This is a genomic window from Bradyrhizobium sp. 2TAF36 (assembly GCF_052114925.1).
GTDB classification, from domain to species: Bacteria; Pseudomonadota; Alphaproteobacteria; order Rhizobiales; family Xanthobacteraceae; genus Bradyrhizobium; species Bradyrhizobium barranii.
Genome location: NZ_JBFRFR010000037.1, coordinates 52116 through 73620, shown reverse-complemented (window position 1 = coordinate 73620; position 21505 = coordinate 52116). Strand labels below are relative to the sequence as shown.

Below are 21505 nucleotides of genomic sequence, written 5' to 3'. Positions count from 1 at the left end.
GTCCCGAATGTCCTGCTACGCTGCAACATGGATCGCCCCGTCATCGGCTGCCGGAGGCGGCATTGGCTTGTGGCGCGGATGGGAGGCAGCCGTCGACAGCGGCGAGCAGGGCGTCCGGCCGGAACGGCTTCTGCAGACTTGCGACCGCGCCGAGCTTGGTCGCCATCTTCAGAAAGTCCGGCTCGGCATACGCGTCCGGGGCGACGGCGCGGCCGGAAATGACGATGATCGGAAGGGCCGGCTGCAGCACCCGGATGTGGCGCATCGTCTCCAGTCCGTCCATGCCAGGCATGAATATGTCGAGGAACAGGAGGTCGAACCGGCTCGCCTCGAACAGCGCAAGCCCCGTGTGGCCGTCGCCGGCGGCGGTGACGTGATGGCCGGCCCTCTCCAGGATCAGCCGGATCGTGATCTGCACGGCCGGGTCGTCATCCACAATCAGGATGTTGGCCACGTCTGAAACCCTCCGGGCCGGATGGGACGTTCCAGCGACCCCAAATCAAAGCATCAAATGCGAAATTGTTGCGCGGTTTCCGTCCGGCCTGCAAGCACTTCGCGGCCGACACCTTGTCCGCCTCGCGCGATTTCGGCGAGGTCGGCCATATGCATGCTTACGTGCACATGCGGTCCCTGACGCACGCCCGGATCGTGTCGCGGGCCTAATCGGTCAGGTATTCGGGATGGTGGCTCCGGATCTTGTCGAGCTCGCTGAGCGTGCCCGACAGGTGCTTGCGCAGATGCTGCTGCGCGGCGTCGGCGTCTCCGGCCTCGATCGCGCGCGTGATCAGCTTGTGGTGGCGGACGATGTTCTGGGCCTTGCCGGGCGAGGGCAGATGCAGCCGGCGCAGCCGGTCGATATGCCCGCTGCGGCTGCGCACCAGCGTCCACAGGTCTTGCTTTCCGGCGGCGGCGTAGAGCTGCGCGTGAAAATCGTTGTCGCCGGCGATGAAGCTCTCGAAGTCCCCGGCCTTGGCGAATTGCTGCTGGAGCGCGACCGCGTGGTCAAGGCGGATGACCAGGGCCTGGTCATGCTGTTCCGCGAGCATCCGGACGATTTCGAGCTCCAGCGCCTGGCGCAGGAAATGTGCCTGCTCGGCGCGGCCGACGTCGACCCGGCTGACCACGGTCGCGTGCTGCGGAAACACGTCGACGAGCCCTTCCTCCTCCAGCCGCATCAGCGCATCGCGCACCGGTGTCGAGCTGACGCCGAACTGGCCGGCAAGCTCGGCGCGTGACAGGGGCGCGCCCGGCGGCAGCTCCAGGGCGATGATCGCATTGCGCAGCCGCTCGAACACCTGCGGCGCGGCCTGGCGGGCGCGATCGAGCCGGGCGGGTCGTGCCGCGCGCGGCGCGGTATCGGTTGCTTCCATGGCGGGTCCCGCGGGCTTGCCTTTGATGCACTAATATATTAGTGCATCAGTAGGGTCAACGCAGCTCGACGCTGGCCGGAGGAAACACACAACAATGATCAAGCATCTTCGTAGCAAGCTTGCGGCTGCCGCCCTGATCGCCGCAACGGTCCTGCCGGTATCCGCGGCGCATGCGCAGCAGAAATCCGAGATCTCGCTGTCGCGCCAGCCCGGCATTTTCTACATGCCGAGCCACATCATGGAAAAGCAGAAGCTGATCGAGAAGCACGCAGCTTCGCTCGGCGTACCCGGCGTCACCACCAAATGGGTAACCTTTTCCGGCGGCGGCGCGCAGACCGATGCGCTGCTCGCCGGCGGCGTCGACATCCTCAACACCGGCACCGGCAATCTTCTTTTGCTGTGGGACCGCACCCGCGGCGGCGTGAAGGGCATCGTCGCGACCTCGGCGCAGCCGATGACGCTGATCAGCCGCGACGCCAACATCAAGTCGATCAAGGATTTTGGTCCGAGCGACAAGATCGCGGTGCCGACCGTAAAAGTCTCGACCCAGGCGATCGTGCTTCAGATCGCGGCCRCCGAGGCCTTTGGTGCCGACCAATGGTCGAAGCTGGACGCCAACACCGTGCAGCTTGGCCATCCCGACGCCTATGCGGCGCTGTCCAATTCGAAGCACGAGGTCCACACCCACTTCTCGATCCCGCCTTTCACCTTCCTCGAGCTGAAGAACGTGCCGGGCGCGCATGTCGTGCTGAATTCGCCTGACGTGATGGGCGGTCCGCTGAGCCAGGCGCAGTTCTTCACCACGACGAAATTCGCCGACGCCAATCCGAAGATCATCCAGGCGGTGCGCGATGCCACCAAGGAAGCGCAGGATCTGATCCGCAGCGACACCAAGCAGGCGGTCGAGATCTACAAGGAGATCACCGGCGACAAAACCTCGGTGGAAGAGCTGCTCGATCTCCTGAAGGAGCCCGGCATGATGGAATGGAATCTCGAGCCGCAGGGCACGATGAAATTCGCAGCTCATCTGTACAAGACCGGCACGCTGAAGATGCAGCCCAAGGCCTGGACGGACTATTATCTCCCCGTCGCGCACGACCTGAAGGGCAACTGATGGCGCTGCTCGACGTCAACGGGGTGACGCTGCGCTACAAGACCTCCAGCGCGGTCGTCACCGCCACCGAAAGGGTCAGCTTCACTGTCGACAGGTCCGACCGCTTCGTGCTGCTCGGGCCGTCCGGCTGCGGCAAGTCGACCCTGCTCAAGGCCGTCGGCGGCTACATGATGCCGAGCGAAGGCCGGATGAGCATCAACGATCGCGAGATCCATGGTCCCGGCGCCGACCGCATGATGATCTTCCAGGAGTTCGACCAGCTGCTGCCCTGGAAGAGCGTGCTCGCAAACGTGATGTTCCCGTTGCTGACCGCGCGAAAATTGTCGCGCAAGGACGCCGAGGCCCGCGCGCGGGCCTATATCGAGAAGGTCGGCCTCACCCGCGTCGTCGATGCCTATCCGCACACGCTGTCCGGCGGCATGAAGCAGCGCGTTGCGATCGCGCGCGGCATGGCGATGGAGCCCGATATCCTGCTGATGGACGAGCCGTTCGCCGCGCTCGACGCGCTGACGCGGCGCACCTGCCAGGACGAGCTGCTTCAGCTCTGGAGCGAGACCAAATTCACGGTGCTGTTCGTGACRCACTCCATCGCGGAAGCGATCCGCATCGGCAACCGCATCCTGCTGCTGTCGCCGCATCCCGGCCGCGTCAAGGCCGAGGTGGTCGACGTCGACAAGGTCTCGAATGGAGACGGCAGCGCCGGCCGGCTGGAGAAGGAGATCCACGATCTCCTGTTCGCCGCCGAAGCCACGGCGCATTGAGGGAGCCTGTCATGGGCGAAGCGAGAATATTGCTGCGTGACGCGTCGGTCGCCGCGACCGGCGGTGCGGGCGAGGTCGAACGCAAGCTGAGCGTGCCGGAGCTGTTGTGGAACGACGGCTTTGTCCGCAAGACCGTCATCATCCTGTTCCTGGCGGCGGTCTGGGAGGCCTATGGCGTCGCCCTCGACAATCCGCTGCTGTTTCCAACGCTGCACGACACCATCGTGACGCTTTGGGACCGCGTGAAAGACGGCACCATTCCGATGCGCGCCTGGGCTTCGCTGAAAGTCCTTTTCATGGGCTATTCGGCCGGCATCGTGCTCGCCGCGATCTTCACCGTGCTCGCCATCTCGACGCGGATCGGCACCGACTTCCTGGAAACGGTCACGGCGATGTTCAACCCGTTGCCGGCGATCGCGCTGTTGCCGCTGGCCTTGATCTGGTTCGGCCTCGGCAACGGCAGTCTTGTTTTCGTGCTGATCCATTCGGTGCTGTGGCCGGTCGCGCTCAACACCCATTCCGGCTTCAAGAGCGTGTCCAACACGCTGCGCATGGTCGGCCGCAATTACGGCCTGCGCGGGTTGCCCTACGTCGCAAAGATTCTCATCCCCGCCGCGTTCGGCTCGATTCTCACCGGCCTCAAGATCGGCTGGGCCTTTGCATGGCGCACCCTGATCGCGGCCGAGTTGGTGTTCGGCGTGTCCTCGGGGCAGGGCGGGCTCGGCTGGTTCATCTTCGAGAACCGCAATCTCCTCGACATACCCGCAGTGTTCGCGGGCCTCTTGACGGTGATTATCATCGGGCTTTTTGTCGAGAACCTGATCTTCCGCGCCATCGAGCGGAATACCGTCCAGAAATGGGGCACCCAATCATGACCAAGAAGAAAATCACGCCCGACCAGCTCCGCAGTGCGCGCTGGTTCGCGCCCGACGACCTCCGCTCGTTCGGCCACCGTTCCCGCACCATGCAGATGGGCTACGCCCCGGAGGAGTGGAAGGACCGCCCGATCATCGCGATCCTCAACACCTGGTCGGACGCGCAGCCCTGTCACATGCACTTCAAGTCGCGCGTCGACGACGTCAAGCGCGGCATCCTGATGGCGGGTGGCTTGCCGATCGAGTTGCCGGCATTGTCGCTGTCGGAATCGCTCTTGAAGCCGACCACGATGCTCTACCGCAACCTTCTGGCGATGGACGCGGAGGAGCTGCTGCGCAGCCATCCCGTCGACGGCGTCGTGCTGATGGGCGGCTGCGACAAGACCACGCCGGCGCTGCTGCTGGGTGCGACCTCTATGAACATCCCGGCGATCTATCTGCCGGCGGGACCGATGCTGCGCGGCAACTGGAAGGGCAAGACGCTCGGCTCCGGCTCCGACGGCTGGAAATACTGGGACGAGCGGCGCGCCGGCAAGATCTCCGACAAGGACTGGCTCGACATCGAGGCCGGCATTGCGCGGAGCTACGGCACCTGCATGACCATGGGCACGGCCTCGACCATGACCGCGATTGCCGAGGCGATCGGCATGACGCTGCCGGGCGCCTCCTCGATTCCGGCCGCCGACGCCAACCACATCCGCATGGCCAGCGAATGCGGCCGCCGCATCGTCGAGATGGTGTGGGAGGATCTGACGCCGAAGACGATCCAGACCCGAAAAGCCTTCGAGAACGCGATTGCTGTGGCCATGGCGATGGGCTGCTCCACCAACGCGATCATCCATCTGATCGCGCAGGCCCGCCGCGCCGGCCTCGACATCGGCCTCGACGATTTCGAGAAGGCGAGCCGCAAGGTGCCCGTGATCGCCAACGTCCGCCCGAGCGGCGATGCCTATCTGATGGAGGATTTCTTCTATGCCGGCGGCCTGCCGGCGCTGATGGGTGAGATCAAGCAGCACCTGCACCTCGATTGCGTCACTGTCACCGGCAAGACTGTCGGCGAAAACATCGAGGGTGCCGAGGTGCACAATGACGACGTGATCCGCTCGGTCGACAATCCCATCTACAAGGAAGGCGCGCTCGCCGTGCTGAAGGGCAATCTCGCGCCCGACGGCTGCGTCATCAAGCCGTCCGCATGCGCGCCGCGCTTTCTCAAGCACACCGGCCCTGCGCTGGTGTTCGACGACTATCCCTCGATGAAGAAGGCGGTCGACGATCCCAACCTGGATGTCACCGAGGATCACATCCTCATCCTGCGCAATGCGGGGCCGCAGGGCGGGCCGGGCATGCCGGAATGGGGCATGCTGCCGATCCCGACCAAGCTCGTGAAGCAGGGCGTGCGCGACATGGTGCGGATCTCGGACGCGCGCATGAGCGGCACCAGCTACGGCGCCTGCATTCTGCACGTTTCGCCGGAGTCCTATATCGGCGGCCCGCTGGCGCTGGTGCGGAACGGCGACCGCATCACGCTCGACGTCGCCGCGCGCACCATCAATCTCGACGTGAGCGAAGCCGAGCTCGAAAAGCGCCGCGCCGCCTGGAAGCAGCCCGAGCGCCGCTTCGAGCGCGGCTATGGCTGGATGTTCACAAAACACATCAAGCAGGCCAATGACGGCTGCGACTTCGACTTCCTGGAGACCGATTTCGGCGCGCCGATCGGCGAGCCGTCGATTTATTGACCGTCGTTCCGGGGCGCGCGTAGCGCGAACCCGGAACCCATTTCACTGCGTTGCGTGCGGTCCGATGGAATCCGGGCTCGCCGCTGCGCGGCGCCCCGGAATGACAAGAGGATACACATGTCCAAACTCACCGAAGCCACCCGCACAAAACTCAAATCCGTCTCCACTGCCACCGTCGCCACCGCGCTGTTCAAGCGCGGACTGCGCATCCAGATGATTCAGGACGTGCACCCGCTCGGCGCCGACCAGCCGACCATGGTCGGCGAGGCCTTCACGCTGCGCTACATGCCGGCGCGCGAGGACCTCAACACCATCGACGTCTTCAGGGATCGCTCGCATCCGCAGCGCAAGGCGATCGAGGATTGTCCGCCCGGCAGCGTGCTGGTGATGGACAGCCGTAAGGACGCGCGCGCGGCCTCGGCTGGCGCGATCCTGGTGACGCGCCTGATGAAGCGCGGCGTCGCCGGCGTCGTCACCGATGGCGGCTTTCGCGATTCCGCCGAGATCGCAAAGCTCGGCATCCCCGCCTATCACCATCGCCCCTCGGCGCCGACCAACCTCACGCTGCACCAGGCGATCGAGATCAACGTGCCGATCGGCTGCGGCGATGCGCCGGTATTTCCGGGCGACGTCATTCTCGGCGATAGCGACGGCGTCATCGTGATCCCCGCGCATCTCGCCGACGAGATCGCCAACGAAACGTTCGAGATGACCGCGTTCGAGGACTTCGTCACCGAGGAGGTCGGCAACGGCCGCGGCATCTTTGGGCTCTATCCCGCCACCGATCCGCAGACGCTGACTGATTTCGCGGAATGGCGGAAGAAGAACGGCCGCTAGGCCGAAGCTAAGTCACGTCAAGAAACGAGCCGGCGCATCAAGCGCCGGCCTTTTATCGAGCAGGGAGGATTGTTATGAATTTCACGCGACGTAGTCTCATGGCCGGCGCCGGTGCGACGGCGGCTTCCGCACTTCTAGCCCGCGCCGCCAGTGCCCAGTCGTTTCCGTTCACGCCCAACCAGCGCTACCCCGATCCCGCCGTCCAGATCCTCGATCCCAGCTTTGGAAAATACCGGCTCTATTCCTCGACGGTCGAGCAGGTCGCGTCCGGCATGCGCTGGGCCGAAGGCCCCGCCTATTTCCCCGAAGGCGGCTATCTGCTGTTCTCCGACATTCCCAACAACCGGATCATGAAGTTCGACGAGAAGACGGGACAAACCAGCGTGTTCCGCGCCAACGCCAATTACGCTAACGGCAATGCGCGCGACCGCCAGGGCCGCCTCGTCACTTGCGAGCACTCCGTCACCCGCCGCATCACCCGCACCGAGAAGGACGGCAAGATCACGGTGCTCGCCGACAAGTTCGAGGGCAAGCGGCTGAACGCGCCGAACGACATCGTGGTGAAGTCCGACGACAGCATCTGGTTCACCGATCCGCTGTTCGGCATCAACGGCGAGTGGGAGGGCAAGAAGGAGAAGGCCGAGCAGGCCACCACCAACGTCTATCGCATCGCCAAGGACGGCAAGATCAGCGCCGTCCTCACCGACCTCGTCAATCCCAACGGCCTCGCCTTCTCGCCGGACGAGAAGAAGCTCTACATCGTCGAATGGAAGGGCACGCCCAACCGCAGCATCTGGAGCTACAATGTCGGCGACGACGGTGCCTTGAGCGGCAAGACCAAGCTGATCGACGCCGCCGACCAGGCCTCGCTCGACGGTTTSCGCGTCGACCGCGACGGCAATCTCTGGTGCGGCTGGGGCTCCAACGGCGCGCTGCAATCCGAGCCCACCGACATCGGCGGCCGCAGGGTGTTTCAGCTCAGGGGCAAGTCCGAGGATCTCGACGGCGTGATGGTGTTCAACCCTGAAGGCAAGCCGCTCGCCTTCATCAAGCTGCCGGAACGCTGCGCCAACCTCTGCTTCGGCGGTCCGAAGAACAATCGGCTTTATATGGCGAGCAGCCATTCGGTGTATGCGCTGTATGTCGAGGCGCATGGGGCGGTGTGAGGCAGGGCTGACCAGCTAAGCTGCCGTAGGGTGGGCAAAGCGACTTGTCCGCCGTAGCTCGAAGAGCGAAGGCGGAAGCGTGCCCACCGCTCTCGTCGCAATTGCTGAAAGATGGTGGGCACGGCGCGATGCGCCTTTGCCCACCCTACAGAGCTGCCGAATTCCTTCGCCTCTCCGCGCGTGCGGGGAGAGGCCCGTAGCCCGGATGGAGCACAGCGCAATCCGGGGCGGTCTTGCCGTCTGCACGAATCCCGGATTTCGCTGCGCTCCATCCGGGCTACAAGGTCACGCCTCCGGCATCCCCGCTGCCCAAAGCGCGAACGCATAGACGATTGCGACTTCATCCAGCCGGTCAAAACGCCCCGATGCGCCGCCGTGGCCGGCGCCCATGTTGGTGCGGAGCAGCACCGGGCCGCCGCCGCTCATGGTCGCGCGTAGGCGCGCGATCCATTTCGCCGGCTCCCAATAGGTCACGCGCGGATCGGTCAGGCCGCCCATCGCCAGGATCGCCGGATAGTCCTTGGCCGCGACATTGTCATACGGCGAGTACGACAGTATGGTGCGAAAATCCTTTTCGCTCTCGATCGGGTTGCCCCATTCGGGCCATTCCGGCGGCGTCAGCGGCAGCGTGTCGTCGAGCATGGTGTTGAGCACGTCGACGAACGGCACTTCGGCGACGATGCCCGCGAACAGCTCGCCGGCGCGGTTTGCCACCGCGCCCATCAGCATGCCGCCGGCCGAGCCGCCATGGCCGACGATGCGCTTTGCACTCGTGTACTTCGCATCGATCAGCGCCCGTGCGCTGGCTGAGAAATCATCGAACGAGTTGGTCTTCTTCTCGCGCTTGCCGTCGAGATACCAGCCCCAGCCCTTGTCGGCGCCGCCGCGGATATGGGCGATGGCGTACACAAAACCGCGGTCGACCAGCGAGAGGCGGTTGGCGTTGAACGAGGCCGGCATCGCCATGCCGTAGGAGCCGTAGCCGTAGAGCAGCAGCGGCGCCGAGCCGTCGAGCTTCAGCCCGCGGCGATGGAGGATCGACACCGGCACCTCGGCGCCGTCATGCGTCTTGGCCATGATGCGCGTCGTGACATAGTCGACCGCATCGTGGCCGGACGGAATCTCCTGCCTCTTGCGTAAGGTCCGCGTGCGCTTGACCATATCGTAATCATAGACTTCCGACGGCGTCGTCATCGACGAATAGGCGAAGCGCAAATTCGTCGTCTCGAATTCGTAGGAGCCCATCGTATCGAGCGAATAGGCCGCCTCGTCGAAGGCGATGGCGTGCTCGTCCCTGGTCGCGAGATCGCGGATCACGACCGACGGCAGCGCATTGGCGCGCTCCAGCCGCACCAGATGGCCGGCATAGAGATCGAGGTCGATGATGTAGACGCCGGGACGATACGGGATCAGGTCGCGCCAGTTCTTGCGCTCGGGTGCGCCAAGCGGCGCGGTGACGATCTTGAAATCGATGGCGTCATCGGCATTGGTGAGGATGAACAGCTCGTCGCCGCGGTCGGCCAGCGAATATTGCACGCCGTCCTCGCGCGCCGCGACCAGGCGCGGCGGCGCTTCGGGGTGGGCGAGATCGATCAGCCGTTGCTCCGAGGTCTCGTGATCGCCGCCCGCGATCACGCAGAAGCGCCCGCTGGTGCTCTCATGCAGATGGGTGAACCAGCCGGAATCCTGCTCCTCGTAGACGAGCGTGTCGTCGGCCTGCCTGGTGCCGAGCTTGTGCAACCACACCTGCATCGGGCGATGGTTGTCGTCGAGCTTCACGTAGAAGAAGCTTCTGCAATCCTTGCTCCAGACGATGCCGCCGTCGGTCTCCTCGACCAAATCGTCAAGATCCTTGCCCGTGGCCCAGTCGCGGACGCGGATGGAAAAATACTCCGAGCCCTTGRTGTCGGCGCTCCAGGCTTGCAGCTTGTGATCGTTCGAGTGGCGGCTGCCGCCGAACTTGAAGTATTTGTGGTCTTTGGCGAGCGCGTCGCCGTCGAGCACGATCTGGCCCTCGCCGCCGTCGCGCGGCATGCGGCCGAACAATTCGTGCTGCCCACCCTCGCGAAACCTGCGGAAATAGGCGAACGGTCCGTCGGGCGAGGGCACGCTGGAATCGTCCTCCTTGATCCGCCCGCGCATCTCGCGCACCAGCGTCTTCTGAAGTGACGAGGTGTGGCCAAGCAGGCTCTCTGTGTAGCCGTTCTCTTCATCGAGGTATTTGCGGATGTCGGGATCGAGCACGGCGGGATCCCGCAGCACCTCCTGCCATTTCTCATCCTTCAGCCAGGCATAGTCGTCGGTCACGGTGATCCCGTGCCGCGTGAAGGAATGCGGCCGGCGCGGGGCGACGGGGGGCTGGGAAGGTGTCTTGGCTTGTGTCACTCGGTCCTCATCATCTCGTGCTCGCGCCGCGCTCCCTCTTTACCTCTCCCCGCCTGCGGGGAGAGGTCGAATTCGATCGCAGATCGAATTCGGGTGAGGGGGTACAGGTCTCTCGACCATCTCGCGTATGGAGAGAGGCCCCTCACCCCGACCCTCTCCCCGTAAGAACGGGGAGAGGGAGAAGAAGCAGGCGCGTGTTCCACCTTATATCGTCCCGATTCCACGAATTGCCAGCGGCGCTGCGCCAAGGACTGCGCCAAGTCGCCGGGTTGTTGATCGCCCCCTTGTATGCTTTAGGGGCGATACCCCCGCCGCCGGTCCAGCCTGATGCTGTTCAATTCCTACTCGTTCATCCTGCTGTTCCTGCCCGCCGTGCTGGCCGGCTATTTTTGGCTCGGGCGGCGCAGCAACCTGGCGCCGGTGATCTGGCTGGCGCTGGCCTCGCTCGCATTCTACGCCATCGGCAGCTGGCAGTTCGTGGGCCTGCTGCTGGTCTCGATCGCCTTCAACTACGGCGTCGGCTATCTCCTGATCGCGGCGGAGCTCGCCCCAGTGCAACGAAAGGCGGCGCTCGCGCTCGGCGTCGTCGGCGACCTTCTCGTGCTCGGCATCTTCAAATATGCCGGCTTCGTCGCCGAGAACATCAATGCGCTGGCCGGCACGCATGTCGCGGTCCATATCCTGCTGCCGGTCGGCATCTCCTTCTACACCTTCACCCAGATCGCGTTCCTGGTGGATGCGTATCGTGGCCAGGTCGCGCGTTACGCCTTGCCGCACTATGCGCTGTTCGTGACCTACTTTCCGCACCTGATCGCGGGGCCGATCCTTCACCACAAGGACATGATTCCGCAATTCGAGCGGAAGGAGACCAAGTATCCGGACGCGCACCTGATCCTGTGCGGAATCGTCATCTTCGCGATCGGCCTGTTCAAGAAGACCTGCCTTGCCGACGGCATCCAGCCGCTGGTGGCGCTCGCCTTCGAGGCGCGCTCGCCGAGCTTTGATCAGGCCTGGTGCGGTGCGCTCGCCTACACATTCCAGCTCTATTTCGACTTCTCCGGCTATTCCGACATGGCGATCGGGATATCGCTGATGTTCGGCATCTTCCTGCCGGTGAATTTCAACTCACCCTACAAGGCCACCAGCATCGTCGAGTTCTGGCGCCGCTGGCACATGACGTTGTCGCAGTTCCTGCGCGACTATCTCTACATCTCGCTCGGCGGCAACCGCCGCGGCCGTGTGCTGCGCTATGTCAATCTGACGATCACGATGCTGCTCGGTGGGCTCTGGCACGGCGCGGCCTGGACTTTTGTCGCCTGGGGCGCGCTGCATGGCGCATATCTCTGCGTCAATCATGCCTTCAACGCGCTGGTGCCCAACGTCCCGACGTTGCTCGTGCGCCCGGTCCGCATCGTCGGAGCCATGCTGACGTTCCTCGCCGTCGTCGTGGCCTGGGTCTTCTTCCGCGCCGAGAGCGTTACTTGGGCGCTGCGCGTCCTCCACGCGATGGCCGATCCGTCGAATATCGTCCTCGGCCGCGAGGAGGTCGCCGCCTTGGTTCTGGTGTCGATCTACGCCGCGCTGGTGTGGCTGGCGCCGAACACGCAAGCGATCATGGGATACGATCACGACAACCGCAGGGTCGGCGAGGCCCTGCCGGCAGGGCGGATGCGGCCGCTGTTTCTCTACGGCGCGTCGCTGGTGCTCGCTCTCGGGATTCTCGGGATCCAGAGCTACAGCGAATTCATCTATTTCCGGTTCTGATGCGGGGCAATTTCACACATCTGAGACGTCTTCTGCTCGCCAGCATCACATGCGTGCTGGGCGCGGCGGTGCTCACCTATCTCGTCGATCCCCTGCAACTGTTCCGTCCGTCGCGACTGGCCTTCTATTCCGACGACACGCGCGTGCAGAATGCCGGCTTGATCCGCAGCCAGTCGTTCGACACCGCCTTCATGGGCACCTCGCTCGCGATCCATTTCCGCCAGAGCGACATCGATCGCGCGCTCGGTGTCCACTCGCTCAAGCTGGCGATGACCGGGTCCAATTCGCGCCAGCAGGGCTTTGTGCTGGAGCGGGCGATCGAGCGCGGTGCCCGGCGCGTGATCTGGGCGATGGACGATTTCATCTTTGTCGATGCGGCCGATATCGAGGCCGATCCCTTTCTGTCCGTCGATCTCTATCGCCAGACAACGAAGGGCATCGCGTCCTATCTGTTCAGCGCCGCGATGGCGAAGGAATCCCTGTTCGCGCTGCTGCGGTCGATCCCGCCGCTGCGACAGCCGCTGACCCGTGCGGCACCGTTTCTGCCTGTCAAGTTCGCGCTGTCCGACGTCGACGACATCTACGCGCTGCCGCGCGATTTCGACGTCGCGCGTGACTACAATGCGAGGAAGACGCTTGCCTCGTTCGCCTACATCACGAGCCCCATACGCAGCCGCTTCCTCGGCGAAGGCTATGGCTACGACGCCATGCTCCGGCATTTCGAACGCGACGCCGTCGGCTTGATCACGCGTCATCCGGACGTGACCTTCGACATCTACTTGCCGCCCTATTCGATCCTGCAGTTCGTGGCGATGCGTGATGCCTCGCCTGCGACGCTGAAGATCGTCACCGACCTCACCGCGCGCATCGCCGAGCGRCTGACGCAGCTTCCGAATGTGCGTCTGTACGATTTCCGCGCGATCAGGGCGGTGACGCACGATCTCGATAACTACAGCGACGTCATCCACCATTCGCCGGCGGTGGACGCGATGGTGCTGAAATGGCTGGCGAGCGGAGAGTATCGCGTCGATCCTGAGGCGCCGCTCGCGTCGCTGGATGCGCTGAAGGCGCAGATCGAGGCGTATCGCGTGGAGCGCTGACCTTACCCTCTCCCCTTGCGGGAGAGGGTGGCTCGCCGCGCAGCGGCGAGACGGGTGAGGGGTATCTATCCGCGCGTACAACTCTCGCAGTGAAGTTTGCGGAGAGAAACCCCTCATCCGGCGCCATAGCCGAAGCTTCGCTTCGGCGTTCCTAAGAACGGCGGCCGAAGGCCGCCTACGCCACCTTCTCCCACAAGGGGAGAAGGAAGAAAGAAGCCGTGCGTTCGCAGGAACGACGGAGGTGCTTGTGGCTTACCGCTACACCGCCACCTGCTCGCCGAGATACGCGACCGCGGCTTCCAGCCCGCCCTTGCCGTGCGGGATCTTCAGCGCATTCAGCCCGATCTCGACCACCCCCAACGTGCCGAGCAGCATCGGCGCATTGACGTGGCCCATATGGGCGATGCGGAAGGCTTGTCCCGAGAGATCGCCGATGCCGGTGCCGAGCACGACGCCGCACTTGTCCTTGCAATAGCGTTGCAGCAGCGCCGGATCGTGGCCATTGCTCATGGTCACCGTGGTCACGGTGTTGGAGCGCTCGCTCGCCTCCGCGACGTTGAAGCCGAGCACCTGGCCTTCCGACCAGGCGGAGACGGCGCGGCGCGCGGCTTCGCCGAGCAGGCTGTGGCGGCGGAATGCGTTTTCGAGCCCTTCCTCGTGCAGCAGGTCGATCGCCTTGCGCAGCGCGAACAACAGATGCACCGGCGCGGTGCCGGCATATTTGCGATAATTCTCGCTGCCCTCGCGCTCGCTCCAGCTCCAATAGGGCGTCGACATGTTGGCCTTCTTCTGCACCTCGAGTGCGCGCGCGTTCGCCGCGACGAAGCCGAGGCCGGGCGGCGTCATCAGGCCCTTCTGCGAGCCGGACATCGCGACGTCGATGCCCCATTTGTCCATCTCGAACGGCATGCAGCCGAGCGAGGCGACAGTGTCCACCATATACAGCGCGGGATGGCCGCTCGCCTTGATCGCCTTGCCGATCGCCTCGATGTCGTTCTGCACGCCCGAGGCCGTGTCGACCTGGACGACGACGACGGCCTTGATGGTGTGCTCCTTGTCGCGGCGCAGGCGCTCTTCGACCTCGTGCGGCCGCACCGCGCGGCGCCAGTCGCCCTTGAGCACCTCGACCTCGGCGCCCATCAGGGCGGCGGCGTTGCCCCAGCCGATCGCGAAGCGCCCGCTCTCCAGCACCAGCACCTTGTCGCCGCGCGACAGCACGTTGCTCAGCGCGGCTTCCCAGGCGCCATGGCCGTTGGCGATGTAGATGTAGGACTTGCCCCTGGTCGCGAACAGCTTCGAGATGTCTGCGAGAAGTGTATCGGTCAGCTCGTGCATCTCTTTGGAGTAGATGTCGATCGCCGGACGATGCATCGCCTGCAGCACCTCGTCGGGCATCGTGGTGGGCCCGGGGATGGCCAGAAATTCCCGGCCCGCGCGAACGGTCATTGCTGTTGGTCCTTGTTGCTTGAGAACAGGCTGGTGGGTCGCTGACTCACGTTCTACGCGCGGTGGAAGCCCAAGAAAAGCACGCAAAACGCAGGTCTGGGGTGGTTTTTGCTTCGAGCATGGTCTTGTCGGAAAACCGCCTCACACTTTTCCGGACCATGCACTTATCTCTTGGTCTCGCGGCAACCGGCGGCTTCGGCTTCTTCCACCGAGCAGAACCAGCGGGTGCCCTTGCTGATCTTCATCTTGATCTGGGTGTACCAGCGGCTGGTCGGCTGGTGATAGATGCACTCGCCGGCGGTGTTGACGTTGCCCTTGATGGTGCAGTCCGGCGAGGGCGCGACCGGCCCGGAGGCCGAGGCGAGCAGCACCGCATGCGCGCCCTCGGGCGGCTTGGTGGCGCCCAGGATGGTGGTCTTCTTGTTGCGGACGCGCCAGTCCCACGGCGCGATGAAGGCGCCCTGCCACATGCCGGCCTTTGCCTCGCGCGCGGCGGCCTCGTCGGGTTCGTAGTCGTGAGAGACGCGGGTGTAGGCGAGTGCCCAGCCGCTGCGCACCAGCCATTTCTGGATGTCCTCGCCGCCGACCTCGCAGCGCGCCACGGTGCGGCCGCGCCGGTCGATCGCGCGGGCGTGGCAGACCCAGCTCTTGCCTTCGGTGTATTTGGCGAGCTCATCGCGCGCCGCGATGCCGCAGGTCCAGCGTTCGGTTTTTGTATTGAGGCAGAGCTGGTCGACCGCGGGCGCGTCGATGCCGCCGAGCCGGACCCGCGTGTTCCCGATCAGGACGGAATCGCCGGAGCGGACCTTTGCGGTGCCGGTGATGTCGGCGGCCTCGGCCAGCGAGGGGATGGCGAGCAAAGACAGCGCAATCAGGAATTTTCGCAACATGCCGGTCCGCGTGTGAGGAAAATCTCGATAGACGTCGCAATTGTGGTCGGCTTTTGGCCGCCCGGCCAGCGCCTGCCCAACGATTGAGCTTTCAACTTCCCGTCATTTTGCGACGGCCCCGTAGGGTGGGCAAAGCGACTTGTCCGCCGTAGCTCGGCGAGCGAAGGCGGAAGCGTGCCCACCATGGCTAGCGTCGCGAGGAATGGTGGGCACGGCGCGCGAAGAGCGCGCCTTTGCCCACCCTACGAGACCTACCCCCGCGCCATCGCGCGCTTCGCCACGGCCAGCCCCATCAGCACGAAGGCCGACGTCACCTCGGGACCACCGACCAGAATCCGCGTCGGCGTCTTCATCTTGTTCCATTCATAGGCGCGGAACGGGCCGCGGCGGCCGCCTTCGCCGAGGCTCGCGACGATCACGTTCAGCGCCGGCGCGAAGGCGCGCGGGTCGGCGCCGAGATGGCCGAGCGCGATCAGCGCCAGCGCCGCGTCGAACACGTTCATCTCCGCGGCCATCAGCTCGCCCTTGACGTAGGAGAGCACGCGATGGCGGATGAAATCGAAATCGCCGTCGGGGTCGATCACGGCCTGCGCCGCCAGCGGCAGCGCCAGGAAGGCCGCATAGCACCGGCCGAAATAGGCGCTGTAGAGCTCAGGCAGATAATAGATGTGCGAGCGCGGATTGGCGAAGGCGCCGCTGGCGGCGAGCCGCTTCTGAAAGCCGATGATCCGATGCACGGTGGCCAGCCGCGCCGGCGTCTCCAAAATCTTCCAGCGCGCGAGGTTGCGGAAGCTGACCTCGAGAATGTCGAGATTGAGCGTCGGATCGAGATCGTTGCCGTAGGGCCGCTCGCCTTTGAGATTGTCGATCCAGGTCGCGACGCCGCCCTCGTAGTCGATGTTGTCGTTGAGCGGCACGGTCACGCGCGGTTCGTTGACGCCGGCGAGCACCTGATAGCCCGAATAGAAGTCCAGCAGCGGCTGGTCGATGATCGGATCGGTGCAGCCGGCTTGCGTCGCTGCCGAGATCGAGCACGCCGTGGTGTCGCAATCCGGCACGTAGACGCCGAAGCCGAGGTCCTGCTTGATCTGGGCGAAGAAGCGGGAGAAGCGCGGATGCGGCGCCGGCGCGAGCGCGGTGATGACGTTGAAGCGTGTGCCGTCGATACCCTCGACCTCTTCGCGGCTGATGTTGACGCAGAAATCGACCATGTCGGCGATCGCACGCTCGGTTGCAATCTTGTCGGCCGGCGAGGCGAGCCCGGTCTCGACATAGCTCAGCAGCGCCTCGATGAAGAACGCGTCGTAATAGGCCGAGCGGTGTCGGATCTGCACCGGCTCCCACATCGGCTCGGCAATGCCGCTCCAGGGCGGATTGACGACGGCCGCTGCCTGTGAGCGCGCGATGAAGACGCGGGCGAGGTTGAACAGCAGCGAGGAGTTCTTGTAGCCGCGCGCGTTCAGCCCCGTCAGCGCCATGGTCAGCTCGCGCCCACGGACATCGGGGTCGCCGATCAGGTTGAAGGCGGCATAGGTCGGCAGGAAGCCGTTCTTGCGGTACGAGCCGAGCAGATGCTGCGCGCAGTCGCGGATCACGCCGTCGATCTGCGCTTGTTGCGGCGCCAGGCCGGTGAATATCGCCGGCGGCGGCTTTGGATGGTCGAGCGCGATGCTGTCGACGAGATCGGCGACAGGCTGGCCGACCGCCGCCCAGTCGGGCTCGGCGTCGTCGCGTGCCCGCACCAGTGCCGTGCGAAGCCGGGTCAGCTTCGCCTCGTCGCGCAACTCGGGCAGCCCGGCGCGGCGGAGCAGGATCCGCAATGCGGGATTGCCGAGCGCGGTCTTGTAGAACTTGGCCAGATGCGGATCGCCGCTGGCTGGGCCCGACAATACGGGATCGCAGACGTCGTAAAGCGAGGGGCCGTCTTTTCGCGCCGTCAGCGCCCGGCAGGCGGCGCCGGCAAAATAATGAAAGCTCATGAAATACCTGGTCGCGGGGCTTTGGCCGGGGGCCGGCCGGCGCGCTCCCATCTGCGCGCCACCCCCTCCAAGCCTTTGAAAAAGCTACCCGGATTCGCGGGAAATTCAAATGTGATGGCGGTCACGGAAAAATCCGGCACGGGAGCTGCTTGATTAAGGCCGTTACAAGGGGCTCGCGACGAAAAAACGTGCAAATTCTGCTCGGAGGATTAACTAATATCTTCAGTCACTTAGCTCAAATTTTGGGCGATCTATTGCCGGGGAGGAGATATCCGGTTAAGGCTTTGTTTGGTGCGGCGCCGCAAATTGCGCGCAGTTCGGGGGGACATCCCCGGCCAATCCCTCAAACCTGAAGCCACCATCGCGCTACTCAAACATTGTGCGCGCGCTTGGCTGGTCTTTGGCACAGGAACGAACCGAGATGAATGTAAGGCAGCTCGAGCTTTCCAGACGCACGATTGCGGTGGCCGCAGCCCTCATCGGCACGGTGTCGCTCGTGATCGGCGCCCATGCTGCCCTCAACATGCGCGCGATCGATGCCGCCAAGGCCGTGGCGACCGACGAGGTCACCGGCTCGATCGGCCAGTCGTCCCGCCTCGCCCTCGTCATCGGCAATGGACATTATCCCGACGCCAGCGCGCCGCTGACGCAGTCGATCAACGACGCCCGCGCGCTGTCCTCGTCGCTCCGCAAGAACGGCTTTGACGTCGATATGGTGGAAGACGCGACCAAGGACGACATGGTCCGCGCCGTCAACCGCCTGAAGTCCCGGATCAAGCGCGACACCGTCGTCATGCTGTTCTTCGGCGGCTACGGCGTGCAGGCCGGCCGCGAGAGCTACATGCTGCCGGTCGATGCGGTGATCTGGAAGGAAAGCGACGTCCGCCGCCAGGGCGTGTCCATCGACGGCGTGCTCGACATGATGAAGGAGCAGGGCGCCAAGGCCAAGCTCGTCGTCGTCGACGCCTCCCGCCGGAACCCCTACGAGCGCCGCTTCCGCTCCTATAGCCACGGCCTCGCGCCGATCAGCGCGACGGACAACGCGTTGATCCTTTCCTCGGCTTCGCCCGGCAAGGTCGTCGACGACGGCAAGGGCGAGTACAGCGTGCTGGTCGGCGAGTTCCTCACCAACCTCAATGCCCAGGGCAGCGCCGAAAGCGTCTTCAACAAGACCCGCGTCGCCATCTCCCGCGCCTCGGAAGGCGACCAGGTCCCGACCATCTCCTCCTCGCTGCTCGAGGACGTCCATTTCGGCGAAGCAGCCGGCGGCTAGCCGCAAATCGTAGGGTGGGCAAAGGCGCAAAGCGCCGTGCCCATCATCTTTCCGAGATTTCGACAGAAGACGTGGGCACGCTTCCGCCTTCGCTCGCCGAGCTACGGCGGACAAGTCGCTTTGCCCGCCCTACGGTATGCGTGTGTAACGCACCTCTGCCCCCACATCGTCATTGCGAGCGCAGCGAAGCAATCCAGGGTCTCTCCGCGGAAAGATTCTGGATTGCTTCGCTTCGCTCGCAATGACGGTTGAGGCGAGACTTACTTCGCGGCTTCCGTGGCCATCACCGGGCGCACCGGATCGCCTTCGCGCAGGATCGCGCCGGCGCGGGCGACGACGATATCGCCTTCGTTGAGGCCATCGCGAACCTCGATATTTCCGCCCGACATCAGCCCGATCTCGACCCGCTTGGTCTCGACGCGGTTGCGGCGGATCACCTGCACCACGGTGCCGGCGGTGGAATACTGCACCGAGGTCAGGGGCACCGCGACGTTGCAGCTCTGCCCGGTCTTGATCAGCGCGCGCCCGCTCGCGTTCAGCAGCAGCCGCTTCTGCGAGGAGATGCCGATATAGACCATGCCCTGCTGGATGTTCGGCTCGACGGTCGGTCCGATGCGGCGCACCTTGCCGTCGAGGTCGCCCGCGCCGGCAATGCGAACGGTCGCCTGCTGGCCGACCGCGAGCTTCCGAATATCGGTGGTCGCGACCAGGCCGACGAGATCATATTCGCTGCGCGCCACGATCGTGAACAGCGCCTCGCCCTTGGCCGAGGCGAGGTTGCCGATCTGCGCGGTCGACGTCGCGATCACGCCCGCCACGGGGGCGGTGACCTGAAGCGTGCCGCCCTCGGGCAGCGCCAGCCGCGCCAGCACCTGGCCGGCCGTGGTGGTGTCGCCGGCTTCCGCCAGCACGTCCGTGACCTTCAGGCCGGGACGTTCCGGCCGTACGGAGGTCTCCTCGCGCGCGATGATCGTGCCGGTGGCCTCGACGATGTCGGAGAAGCAGGATTTTGCGACCTTCAGCACCGTGACCGCGGGCCCCTTGGGCGCGTCGTCATCGGCGGCGCGGGCGGGCGGAGCGGACAGCAGAACCAGTCCGGCGAGAGCGACGAGTTTTTGGGAAAAGGAACGCGCAGGCAATGGACGCATCGGTCATTCCGGTTGGGGCCTTGACGGCCTCATCGTTAGCAGAAGCAGCCGCGGCGGACCATGGGCCGGCCGGATGAGAATGCCACAGCGCAGGCGGCGCGATGCCCCTTGGTAGATTAGTCGTGGCATAAGCGAAGAGGTTCGCCGGTGGTTGCCGCCCGACAAACTCGTCATGCCCGGGCTTGTCCCGGGCATCCACGTTCTTCGCGCCGCGGGCAAGGCGTGGATGGCCGGGTCAAGCCCGGCCATGACGCTGTGGAGGCACTGGATCCCTCACGGCAGCGTCAAGAACTCCACCCAGTTCGGCTTCTTGCCGGTGGGATAGGATTTCAGCTTGGCGAGCGCGCCGCTGCTCTGGTCGATCGCATAGACCGTCATGCTGTCGGAGAGCTCGCCGACCGCGACGAGGTAACGCCCCGACGGATCAATGTGGAAGCCGCGCGGCTGCTTCTCCGTCGGCACGCTGCCGATCGAGGTCAGCTTGCCGCTTGTTGCGTCGACCTTGTAGCCGGCGAGCGTATGGGTGGTGCGCTCGGAGGCGTAGAGGAAGCGGCCGTCCGGGGTGATGTGGATGTCGGCGGCCCAGGGCTTGCCAGTAAAGCCTTCTGGCAGCGCGGTGGTGCGCTGGATCTCGTCCCATGCGCCGCTCTTGGCCTCATAGCTGAACGCCGCGACGTCGCCGTTCAGTTCATGGATGAGATAGACGAACTTGCCGTTGGGATGGAACACGAAGTGCCGCGGTCCCGATTTCTCCGGCACCTTGGTCACCGGCGGATCGCTCGGCGCCAGCGTGCCCGCGACTGCATCGAACGCGAAGGTCAGCACCTGATCCGAACCGAGATTGGTCGCGAACACGAAGCGGTTGTCGGGCGAGGGCAGGAAGGCGTGCGCATTCAGCCCGGTCGGAATCACCTGCTTCGGCTCGCCGGCGACGCCGTTCGGGCTGAGCGGATTCAGCGCGACCTTGTTGCCGCCATAGGAGGCGCTGAACAGGAATTTGCCAGTGCCGTCGACGGCGATGTTCGCCATGCTGTCGGCGAGCGGCCCGTTGCCGATAGGGCTGAGCTGGCCCGTTTTGGGATCGATCGCAAAGCTCACCGCGAGGAATGGCTGCGAGCGCACGCCGGCAATCAGCACGCGGTGGTCGGGCGTGATCGCGAGCGGTGTCGAGGAGCCGGGCTTGTCGACGCCGGTGAAGGCGGCGGTCTGCACCGGTGTCATCTCGCCGCTCTCGGCCAGCTTGAACACGCTGATGTCGTTGCTGTCGGCGTTGCCGACATAGGCGAAGGTCTCGGCCATGCCGGGGCGGACTCCTGAAACGAGGGTGAGGAAGGCGAGGGTGGTGGCGATCGCAGCGCGTGGCGCGATGCGGCGTGTCGGTCTCGGCATGGGGCTCCTCCTTACAGCGTTACGGCCTTGTCGTTTTGTCCGGAGGATAGCGGGAGCCGTGCCGCCGTACCAAGTTCCGGTTGAAGATCGATCGATGCCGAAATTGTATCGGTCGCGCGGTGGCTACCGCACTGCGGCCGTCTGGCTGCGGGAGGGCAGATGCGGGCCGGACGCAGTGTTGGGTGCCCCGAGCAGGCCCCACACGGCCACCGCCAGCAGCGCGCAGGTCAAAATGGTCCAGGCGACCAATCGTTTCCGCATCAAGCCAAGTC

18 protein-coding genes are annotated in these 21505 nt (G+C 64.8%); 9 read left to right on the top strand and 9 right to left on the bottom strand.

What is annotated here, in order from left to right; translation table 11 throughout:
* Positions 1 to 40: 40 nt before the first annotated feature.
* Both AB4Z51_RS22145 and AB4Z51_RS22140 read right to left on the bottom strand, forming a co-directional pair.
* Positions 41 to 454, bottom strand: coding sequence for a response regulator (locus tag AB4Z51_RS22145; protein WP_085403698.1), 414 nt, complete (start codon positions 452 to 454; stop codon positions 41 to 43).
* Between the two features lie 205 nt (positions 455 to 659).
* Positions 660 to 1370, bottom strand: coding sequence for a GntR family transcriptional regulator (locus AB4Z51_RS22140; RefSeq protein WP_085403697.1), 711 nt, complete (start codon positions 1368 to 1370; stop codon positions 660 to 662).
* 94 nt (positions 1371 to 1464) lie between these two features.
* On the opposite strand from AB4Z51_RS22140, the gene AB4Z51_RS22135 reads away from it, so the two are divergent.
* The 6 genes from AB4Z51_RS22135 to AB4Z51_RS22110 all read left to right on the top strand — a co-directional run bounded on the left by AB4Z51_RS22135 (position 1465) and on the right by AB4Z51_RS22110 (position 7859).
* Entirely contained in the window at positions 1465 to 2484 is a 1020-nt protein-coding gene (locus AB4Z51_RS22135; RefSeq protein ID WP_441497964.1) for an ABC transporter substrate-binding protein, read from the top strand.
* Positions 2484 to 3245 carry an ABC transporter ATP-binding protein gene (locus tag AB4Z51_RS22130; protein ID WP_085403695.1) on the top strand — a complete coding sequence of 254 codons (762 nt, stop codon included), beginning with the start codon at positions 2484 to 2486 and terminating at the stop codon, positions 3243 to 3245. Before AB4Z51_RS22135 ends, AB4Z51_RS22130 begins: the two co-directional genes overlap by 1 nt.
* Positions 3246 to 3256: 11 nt before the next feature.
* Positions 3257 to 4120 carry an ABC transporter permease gene (locus tag AB4Z51_RS22125; RefSeq protein WP_063980472.1) on the top strand — a complete coding sequence of 288 codons (864 nt, stop codon included), beginning with the start codon at positions 3257 to 3259 and terminating at the stop codon, positions 4118 to 4120.
* Complete coding sequence (gene araD, locus AB4Z51_RS22120) at positions 4117 to 5856, top strand: L-arabinonate dehydratase (protein WP_441497963.1); 1740 nt, start codon at positions 4117 to 4119, stop codon at positions 5854 to 5856. The genes AB4Z51_RS22125 and araD overlap by 4 nt, the downstream gene beginning before the upstream one ends.
* Positions 5857 to 5973: 117 nt before the next feature.
* Entirely contained in the window at positions 5974 to 6693 is a 720-nt protein-coding gene (locus AB4Z51_RS22115; protein ID WP_441497962.1) for a ribonuclease activity regulator RraA, read from the top strand.
* 74 nt (positions 6694 to 6767) lie between these two features.
* Positions 6768 to 7859, top strand: a complete 1092-nt coding sequence (locus AB4Z51_RS22110) for an SMP-30/gluconolactonase/LRE family protein (RefSeq protein ID WP_441497961.1) — start codon at positions 6768 to 6770, stop codon at positions 7857 to 7859.
* A gap of 285 nt (positions 7860 to 8144) precedes the next feature.
* Here the strand turns inward: AB4Z51_RS22110 and AB4Z51_RS22105 are convergent, their stop codons facing one another.
* Positions 8145 to 10244 (bottom strand): S9 family peptidase, encoded by a 2100-nt coding sequence (locus AB4Z51_RS22105; protein WP_441497960.1) that lies wholly within the window; start codon positions 10242 to 10244, stop codon positions 8145 to 8147.
* 327 nt (positions 10245 to 10571) lie between these two features.
* Between AB4Z51_RS22105 and AB4Z51_RS22100 the strand changes: the two genes are divergently transcribed.
* Positions 10572 to 12008 (top strand): MBOAT family O-acyltransferase, encoded by a 1437-nt coding sequence (locus AB4Z51_RS22100; RefSeq protein WP_439033840.1) that lies wholly within the window; start codon positions 10572 to 10574, stop codon positions 12006 to 12008.
* The gene (locus AB4Z51_RS22095; protein WP_441497959.1) at positions 12008 to 13108 is read left to right on the top strand and encodes a hypothetical protein; all 1101 of its coding nucleotides are present in this window, start codon (positions 12008 to 12010) and stop codon (positions 13106 to 13108) included. The genes AB4Z51_RS22100 and AB4Z51_RS22095 overlap by 1 nt, the downstream gene beginning before the upstream one ends.
* Before the next feature lie 258 nt (positions 13109 to 13366).
* On the opposite strand, the gene AB4Z51_RS22090 is transcribed toward AB4Z51_RS22095, so the two are convergent.
* From AB4Z51_RS22090 to AB4Z51_RS22080, 3 genes are all read right to left on the bottom strand, one after another.
* Positions 13367 to 14554 (bottom strand): pyridoxal-phosphate-dependent aminotransferase family protein, encoded by a 1188-nt coding sequence (locus AB4Z51_RS22090; RefSeq protein WP_441497958.1) that lies wholly within the window; start codon positions 14552 to 14554, stop codon positions 13367 to 13369.
* 164 nt (positions 14555 to 14718) lie between these two features.
* The gene (locus AB4Z51_RS22085) at positions 14719 to 15444 is read right to left on the bottom strand and encodes a thermonuclease family protein (RefSeq protein ID WP_085403671.1); all 726 of its coding nucleotides are present in this window, start codon (positions 15442 to 15444) and stop codon (positions 14719 to 14721) included.
* A gap of 251 nt (positions 15445 to 15695) precedes the next feature.
* Entirely contained in the window at positions 15696 to 17423 is a 1728-nt protein-coding gene (locus tag AB4Z51_RS22080; RefSeq protein ID WP_085403670.1) for a hypothetical protein, read from the bottom strand.
* Positions 17424 to 17844: 421 nt separating this feature from the next.
* Between AB4Z51_RS22080 and AB4Z51_RS22075 the strand changes: the two genes are divergently transcribed.
* Positions 17845 to 18696, top strand: coding sequence for a caspase family protein (locus AB4Z51_RS22075; protein ID WP_063980483.1), 852 nt, complete (start codon positions 17845 to 17847; stop codon positions 18694 to 18696).
* Between the two features lie 260 nt (positions 18697 to 18956).
* Here AB4Z51_RS22075 and AB4Z51_RS22070 read toward each other — a convergent pair whose 3' ends face one another.
* The 3 genes from AB4Z51_RS22070 to AB4Z51_RS22060 all read right to left on the bottom strand — a co-directional run bounded on the left by AB4Z51_RS22070 (position 18957) and on the right by AB4Z51_RS22060 (position 21494).
* The gene (locus AB4Z51_RS22070; protein ID WP_441497957.1) at positions 18957 to 19844 is read right to left on the bottom strand and encodes an efflux RND transporter periplasmic adaptor subunit; all 888 of its coding nucleotides are present in this window, start codon (positions 19842 to 19844) and stop codon (positions 18957 to 18959) included.
* Between the two features lie 273 nt (positions 19845 to 20117).
* Entirely contained in the window at positions 20118 to 21233 is a 1116-nt protein-coding gene (locus tag AB4Z51_RS22065) for a lactonase family protein (protein WP_085403667.1), read from the bottom strand.
* 123 nt (positions 21234 to 21356) lie between these two features.
* Positions 21357 to 21494, bottom strand: a complete 138-nt coding sequence (locus tag AB4Z51_RS22060; RefSeq protein ID WP_175627410.1) for a hypothetical protein — start codon at positions 21492 to 21494, stop codon at positions 21357 to 21359.
* Between the last annotated feature and the right edge of the window lie 11 nt (positions 21495 to 21505).